Raw genomic sequence first — 7,986 nt, 5'->3', positions numbered from 1 at the left:
AAGGTCGTCTCTTTCAACCATACCGCTCCCTGGGTCATATACAGCCCTGTACTCTTTTCTTTTCCCTCAATCGTCACCTTTTCTAACAAAACCGTTGTGACTATCACCGGTATACTTCATAGAAACATGAGTTAACAAAGTACGCCCCTGCTTGAGCAGAATACCATGCTCTCCTTTAAACTCCACCGATCCTCCCTCCATGTACACATCCCCTTCTGAGATAATCAAACCCTTTGCCACATTTCTTAAGGTCGTCTCTTTCAACCATACCGCTCCCTGGGTCACACGCAGCCCTGTACTCTTCTCATTTCCTTCAATCCTCACCTTTTCTAACAAAACCGTCCCTCCCCCCACATACACACCATACCCACTTCCCTCTCCCCTAATCACCGTCCCCTTCAAACTCGCACTCATCCCTCTCCCCACCATCACCCCATATCCATTCGTAAACTCAATCCTCGTCCCCTTCTCTATCGTCAAACTCCCCTTCCCCTCAACACTCACCCCGGTCTGCACCTGTGAAATCTCCCCCCCACTAATCGTCAAACTCCCCTTCCCCTCAACACTCACCCCTTTCCCAACCTTTGAAATCCTCACATTATCCAACGCCACCCTCATCTCTCCCACCCCCATCGCATAGACCCCCGTACTCTTCTCATTTCCCCCTCCCACAATCTTCGACCCCGTCAACTCAGCCGTCACCTCTCCCCCCACAATCACCCCAACCCCCTCATCCCCCTTAAAACTAATCGCCGACTCCCCACTAATCGTCAAACTTCCCTTCCCCACCATCGTTATTCCCATTTCAACCCCTTCAACCTTCACTTCATTCATCGTCACCGTTCCCCCCTTCGCAGAGACCCCCGTCTCGAACCCCTCAATCTTCACCCCCTCCAACCTCATCGTCATCTTTTCCGTCCCCACCATCACTACCCCCGTGCCCTTACCACTTCCCCCTCCCACAATTTTCGTCCCCTTCAAACTTGCACTTGTCACCTTTTCCCCCACATACACCCCATACTCACCCTTAAAATCAATCGTCGTCCCTCCCATCACCGTCAACGTCCCCGACCCCATCATCACTACCCCCTTCTCAACCCCTGAAACCGTCACCCCCTCCAACGTCACATTTCCCCCCATCGCATAGACCCCCGTACTCTTCTCATTTCCCCCTCCCACAATCTTCGTCCCCGTCAACTCAGCACTTGTCACATCTATCCCCACATACACCCCATACTCACCCTTAAAATTAATCGCCGACCCCCCATCTACCTTCAACGTCCCCTTCGTCACCTTCATCCCCGTCTCGAACCCCTCAACCTTCACCCCTCCACTCAACGTCACCGTCTCCGAAGTACTCACATCCACCCCTACACTCCCAACACCCCCCTTTCCCTTAATCTCTCCCCCCATCACATTAGCCCTCCCCGTCCCCTCCACCTTAAGCCCCGTCCCACCTGCTTGAACCTCAATCGTAGCCCCCCCATTCACCTTCAATATCCCACTCCCCGACACCTCCACACCAACCCTCTTTCCCTCAATCGTCGATTCCCCCACCACATTAGCCCTCCCCGTCCCCTCCACCTTAAGCCCCGTCCCACCTGCTTGAACCCCAATCGTCGATTCCCCCATCACATTAGCCCTCCCCGACCCCGTCACCTTCATCCCCGTTTGCACATTTGTCATCGTCACCGTATTCACCGTCAACGTCCCACTTGTCACCTCAGCCCCCGTTGCCGTCCTATTTCCCATAAACGCCATATTCATCACAGTAGCATTAGCCCTCCCATCTCCCTCCATCTTAATCCCCGTCCCCCCACTTGTTAAATTAAATATCGTCGCCCCCCCTGCTCCCCCCATCACACTAGCCGTCCCCGTTCCCGTAAACTTTATCCCCGTCTTGACCTTACTAAAATCCGTACCCATCACCGTCACATTCCCCCCACCCTGCCCCACCTCTATCCCCGTATTATTTCCCCCTCCACTAACCGTCTTCACCCCCCTATTCAATGTCACATCTCCCCCACCACTCACCTCAATCACAGCACCCCCATTTTTCCTAACTCCAATCGTCCCCCGATTCACAATAACAGAAGACCCTTTATCCTTAACCACTATCCCCTTATACACCTCTGTAGCAGTGACATTATTCACCGTCAGCTTCCCTCCATTTTCCACCTGAATCGCCGGATTACTATTACTCTGACCATTATCCGTAATCTTCAGCTCACTACTTACTATCGTAATATCTGCCCTCCCATGCACCTTCACAGCAGGCTCACCACTATTCGACGTCCCCCTCCCCCACGTCCCACTCATATCTATAGTTCTTATACCACTCAGCTGTCCATCTTTCCCCTTCCCATTACCACTCCCATCACACTCGATCCGCCCCTTATTATTATCACTACTACTCCCATTACCACTAGGATTAGCAACCCCCTTACAATTCAGTCCAGCATAAACCTTATTTTGATCTGTAAGAAGAGCAAGACTAGCCAGAACAGCTGTCGAGAGAACACACAAACAAACATGATGTGTTAACACACGACGCATAACCATAACCGATCCTTTAACCACCGTAACAGAAGACCCACCCCCCCTCACCACTATCCCCGTTTGCATATTTGTCATCGTCACATTATTCACCGTCAGCTTCCCTCCATTTTCCACCTGAATCGCCGGATGACTATTACTACCACTATCCGTAATCTTCAGCTCACTACTTATCGTAATATTCGTCCCTCTCCCATACACCTTCACAGCAGGCCCATCACTATTCCTATTCGACCCCCCCGTCCCCCACTTCCCACTCATATCTATAGTTCTCTTACCACTCAGCTGTCCACCACTCCCCTTCCCATTACTCCCCCCATCACATTCGATCCGCCCCTTATCATTATCACTACTACTCCCATTACCACTAGAATTAGCAACCCCCTTACAATTCAGTCCAGCATAAACCTTATTTTGATCTGTAAGAAGAGCAAGACTAGCCAGAACAGCTGTCGAGAGAACACACAAACAAACATGATGTCTTAACACACGACGCATAACCATAACCCATACACTCTCTTTAAATAACCCTGACAAAAAGAGACAAAATGTTCTTAAATAAAAGAATAAAAAAATGATAACACACACGAACGCTTTGATTACAAAATCAAACACCCACCATAAAGCCTTCGACAAAAAAACATCAAAACAAAACTAGACGCTCTCTAAACAAAACCATAAACACATATCGGAAAACAAACAAACCTAAGCCATAACAGCTCACTAAACTCAGTAAAAATACTGTCACTATCATACACTGGAGGGGAAGCATAAGTCAGTTATACGCACGCATCTATAAAGCTTCATAATGACTTTCATACTGTCTTAACCTACATCAACTTTCATTCTTCAAACGTTGTAAACAGACCTTCGACTGTGCTGAAATTACTCAACCACACATACACTCTGCAAAAGCTTGACGTATTTTTCCTTCTCCTACGCTTCTTCATAGTTCCATGCTTCTTCATAGATATAAACTATAAGCTTCGTTGATCAGTGGATACTGGTGTAAAACTTAGCCAATAAACCTTATATGCTTTGTAAAAACTTCTACTTCAATTAAAACTGTTTTAAGGCTATGGCCTATTCTTCTATTATTGGCATACAAAAAAACACCGGCTACAATACTATGCTCTCTATCAAAATAATTACAAATTATCACCTTAACCGATATCACAAACGTAATGGCATAAAGTCTTCCACAAATTTCCAAATTTCTTAAAAACTCATGGATCTTCAATATCTTGTATATTTCCCTGCAACGTTGATACTTTAATGAAAAACTGCTAAATTCTGACTATTAATATATTATACAATGAATGGAGGAACAATATTTTTACCATTAGCTTATTACTTGAAAGAAAATAAAGCTTTTGATCTCTTAGCCTCTACTCAAAAAATCATTTACACACCCATTATATTTATGGCAAGCATTGGGAAATACTCTTTCTGGGTTATTTTCACTCTGCATTCAAATTCCATCAACACCATTTGATGCAAATATCTATCATTCCGAAAAATAAAATACCAACTAACTCCGTGGATTCTGTTAAACGAGAAAGCAACCTATGTAGGAGAAATGAAGTTGTAAGAAAATATAGTTACTTACACAAATTGACGGTAATGTGAGTGGACAATCCCTTTCCCCCAACAAGCCAACCTAACAACTTTAAAACTATATCCCCATTTTTCGCCAGCTTGTTTTACAAACGGTTTGTAAGAATTTGTAAGAATGAGTGATCTTCCTTCTTTTTCGTGCTTGTGCCCCCTCTCCTACTGCGAAACCATAGAAGAAGAAACGGAACGTTTCATTCTGTTTTTTTAATTGCTCAGAGAGCAACCATCATAAGTTTTTTTGGAAAATTAAATAAAGCTATTTGGTTTTTTGAATTAATTTTGCAATATTTTTTTGATGTAAAAATGTAAATTTCTGGAATATCAATAATAAGACGTTTTATACTTTCATTTGCTTACAAATTTACTTTGTGCTAACCTTAATTGATCATCATATTGGCAGATATAGTGGCCAAGTTAATATCACGATAATACCTTGATCAAAATCGAGTAAGCAATTTGCCTTTCTTGTACATATGAATTAAAATCTTTTAAAAATAACTCCATCATACTGGATGCATTTTGCAATTTACTTATTTAATAATGAATTTATGATATCTGATACATTTTCTCTCGCTCTTTTACCTTTAGGTGCTCATGAATATCACGGAAATCACCTTCCCTTTGAAACTGATTGGATCATTGCTGAAGCTTTTGCAAAAGCACTCATTTTACAAATAAAAGGGCACTTTCACATTAAACTATTACCAGTAGAAAAGATTGGTTATTCTATAGAACATATGGATGTTCCTGGCACACAAACACTCACCTTTTCTGATGCTATAGAACGCTGGATTAATATTGGTGAGAAATGCTACCATAAAGGTATCAAGCGTGTTCTTTTTCTAAATGCTCACGGAGGCAATTCACCTTTAATAAGTATCGTCACTACTGAACTACGAAAACGATTTTCAATGCTCGCAGTAGCAACAAGTTGGAATCGTTTTGATTTACCAGAAGGCTTAATAGAGCCATCTGAGCGTCACCTTGATATCCATGGAGGATTTATTGAAACTTCCTTAATGCTCTATTTAGCCCCAGAAAAAGTACAGATGGAACAGGCAGAAAATTTTTATAACAAACAAGCTGATATGATTGCTAATTATCAGTATTTGCGTGCCTATGGACCTCATGCCTTTGGGTGGACAATGCGTGATCTTAACCCACGAGGAGCAGCAGGAGATGCAAGTAAAGCAACACCCAAAGCAGGTGAAGCAATTTTTTCTCATGTTCTTTGTGGACTTCGTGGTTTACTTGATGATATCAATCAATTTAAAATAAGTACATTACAATAATTAGGTATAGAAAAACACAAAATATATCATAAGGTAGAGTATTCTCTGGTGTTTTTGTAATTGCTAGAATAATGCATCAGTGTTTCTATGCAGTAGCTATTTTATTACTTTTGCTGTTTTATCTTACTAAAACATTAAAATAGATACCCTATAAAAAGTCATCAAAACAACATTGGAAGTTCTAATATTGTACACCCATAATACTTTACCATAAAACATATATGGCACCCGTAGTTTTCTAATAAAACACCCCTTATATTATTGGAACTATTTTTAAAACAAGCTCCTCCCCCCATAGCCCCCCGTACTTCCCTTTCCCTGAATCGTCATACTCATTACAGTAGCACTAGCACCCCCCGATCCCTGCATCGTAATCCCCGTCCCCCCACTTGTTAAATTAATCGTCGCCCCCTCTGCTCCCCCACTTACATTAGCCTTCTCCGTCCCCTTAAACACTATCCCCTTCTGTACCCCCGTAAAACTCGTACCCATCACCGTCACATTCCCCCCATTATTAATCAATATCACCTCTTTACTCGCACTAACCGTCCCCACCGTCACCCCCCTATTCAACGTCACATCTCCCCCTCCACTCACCTCAATCACAGCACCTCCATCTGTCCTAACCCCAATCGATCCTTTAACCACAATAACAGAAGACCCACTACCCTTAACCTCTATCCCCTTATACACCCCTGTAGCATTGACATTATTCACCGTCAGCCCCCCTCTATCATACACCATAATCGCCGGATAAGTATTACTCTTACTACTATCCGTAATCTTCAGCTCACTACTTATCGTAATATTCGTCCCTCTCCCATGCACCTTCACAGCAGGCCCATCACTATTCGACGTCCCCCTCGTCCACGTCCCACTCATATCTATAGTTCTCTTACCACTCAGCTGTCCACCACTCCCCTTCCCATTACTCCTCCCATCACACTCGATCCGCCCACTATTATTATCACTCCTAATCCCATCACCACTAGAATTAGCAACCCCATTACAATTCAGCCCAGCATAAACCTTATTTTGATCTGTAAGAAGAACAAGACCAGCCAGAACAGCTGTCGAGAGAACACACAAACAAACATGATGTTTTAACACACGACGCATAACCATAACCCACACATTCTCTTTAAATCACCCTGACAAAAAGAGACAAAATGTCCTTAAACAAATGAATAACAAAATGAAAACAAACACAAACGCCTTGATAACAAAATCAAACACCCACCATAAAGCATTCGACTTTAAAAAAACATCAAACCTAAACTAGACGCTCTCTAAACAAAACCATAAACACCCCTTGCTTTAGCCTGTCCGTCCATTTTAATGCCCAGCCCCTTAATATCTGCAGTGTTTAAAACCCTCTTACCCTGTGCGTCTACAACCCTATCTGCCTCAACCTTCAAGAAAGTAGCATCGGAATCACCCCCCATATACTTCATAGAAACATGAGTTAACAAAGCCTGTCCCCCTGAAACACTGATACCATGCTCTCTTGCAAACTCTATCAACCCTCCCTCCATGTACACACCCCCTTTTGAGATAGTCAAACCCTTTGCCACATTTCTCAAGGTAGTCTCTTTCAACCATACCGCTCCCTGTGCCATATACAGCCCTGTACTCTTTTCTTTTCCCTCAATCGTCACCTTTTCTAACAAAACCGTCCCTCCCCCCACATACACCCCATACCCACTTCCCTCTCCCGTAATCTTCGTCCCCTTCAAACTCGCCCTCATCCCTCTCCCCACCATTACTCCATATCCATTCGTAAACTCAATCTTCGTCCCCTCATCTATCGTCAAACTCCCCTTTCCTTCAACACTCACCCCGGTCTGCAGCTGTGAAATCACCCCCCCACTAATCGTCAAATTCCCCGTCCCCATCATAGCTACCCCCGTTGTAACCTTTGAAATCTCCACCTTATTCAACGTCAAACTCTTACCTCCCATCATCACTACCCCCATTTTAACCTCTGAAATCTTCACTTCCTCCAACCTCACCGTCCCCTCACCCCCCCACACCTCTACCCCCATCCCACTTCCATCTCCCTTAATCGTCACATCATTCAAACTTGCCCTCGTCACCTCACTCCCCACATAGACCCCATACCCATGTGCCCCCATAAAACTAATCGTCGTCCCCTTATTCATCGTCAATGTCCCCCCCATCGCATACACTCCCTCCTCAACCTTTGAAATCCCCACATCACCCAACGTCACATTTCCCCCCCCACACATAGACCCCCTTACCCTTTCCATCTCCCTTAATCGTCACATCATTCAAACTCGCACTCGTCACCTCACTCCCCATATAGACCCCATGTGCCCCCTTAAAATCAATCGTCGAGTTCCCACTAATCGTCAAACTCTTACCCTTCCCCATCACTACCCCCATTGCCACCTTTGAAATCCTCACATCCTCCAACGCCACCGTCATCTCTCCCACCCCCATTGCATAGACCCCCATACTCCCAACATACCCACTTTCCTCTCCCTTAATCGTCACATCC

The 7,986-nt window shown here is 44.3% G+C and carries 5 protein-coding genes; 1 reads left to right on the top strand and 4 read right to left on the bottom strand.

All coding sequences use genetic code 11. The features are described from left to right. Positions 1-66 precede the first annotated feature (66 nt). On the bottom strand, positions 67-3,060 hold the full coding sequence (locus ME3_RS05455) for a right-handed parallel beta-helix repeat-containing protein (RefSeq protein WP_007477830.1): 2,994 nt from the start codon (positions 3,058-3,060) through the stop codon (positions 67-69). 1,661 nt (positions 3,061-4,721) lie between these two features. On the opposite strand from ME3_RS05455, the gene ME3_RS05450 reads away from it, so the two are divergent. After that, positions 4,722-5,465: a creatininase family protein gene (locus ME3_RS05450; RefSeq protein WP_039952665.1), complete on the top strand. Its 744-nt coding sequence runs from the start codon at positions 4,722-4,724 to the stop codon at positions 5,463-5,465. A 273-nt stretch (positions 5,466-5,738) separates the two neighbouring features. Here ME3_RS05450 and ME3_RS05445 read toward each other — a convergent pair whose 3' ends face one another. From ME3_RS05445 to ME3_RS05435, 3 genes are all read right to left on the bottom strand, one after another. After that, positions 5,739-6,590, bottom strand: a complete 852-nt coding sequence (locus ME3_RS05445; RefSeq protein WP_007477825.1) for a hypothetical protein — start codon at positions 6,588-6,590, stop codon at positions 5,739-5,741. Between the two features lie 164 nt (positions 6,591-6,754). Then, entirely contained in the window at positions 6,755-7,714 is a 960-nt protein-coding gene (locus ME3_RS05440; protein ID WP_007477823.1) for a right-handed parallel beta-helix repeat-containing protein, read from the bottom strand. After that, positions 7,683-7,986: hypothetical protein (locus ME3_RS05435; RefSeq protein WP_007477821.1), on the bottom strand; the 304-nt coding region annotated here is incomplete at its 5' end. The genes ME3_RS05440 and ME3_RS05435, both read right to left, overlap by 32 nt.

Source organism: Bartonella melophagi K-2C (assembly GCF_000278255.1).
GTDB classification, from domain to species: domain Bacteria; phylum Pseudomonadota; class Alphaproteobacteria; order Rhizobiales; family Rhizobiaceae; genus Bartonella; species Bartonella melophagi.
The sequence above is the reverse complement of the archived record's forward strand: the minus strand, read 5'-3'. Positions and strand labels throughout refer to the sequence as shown.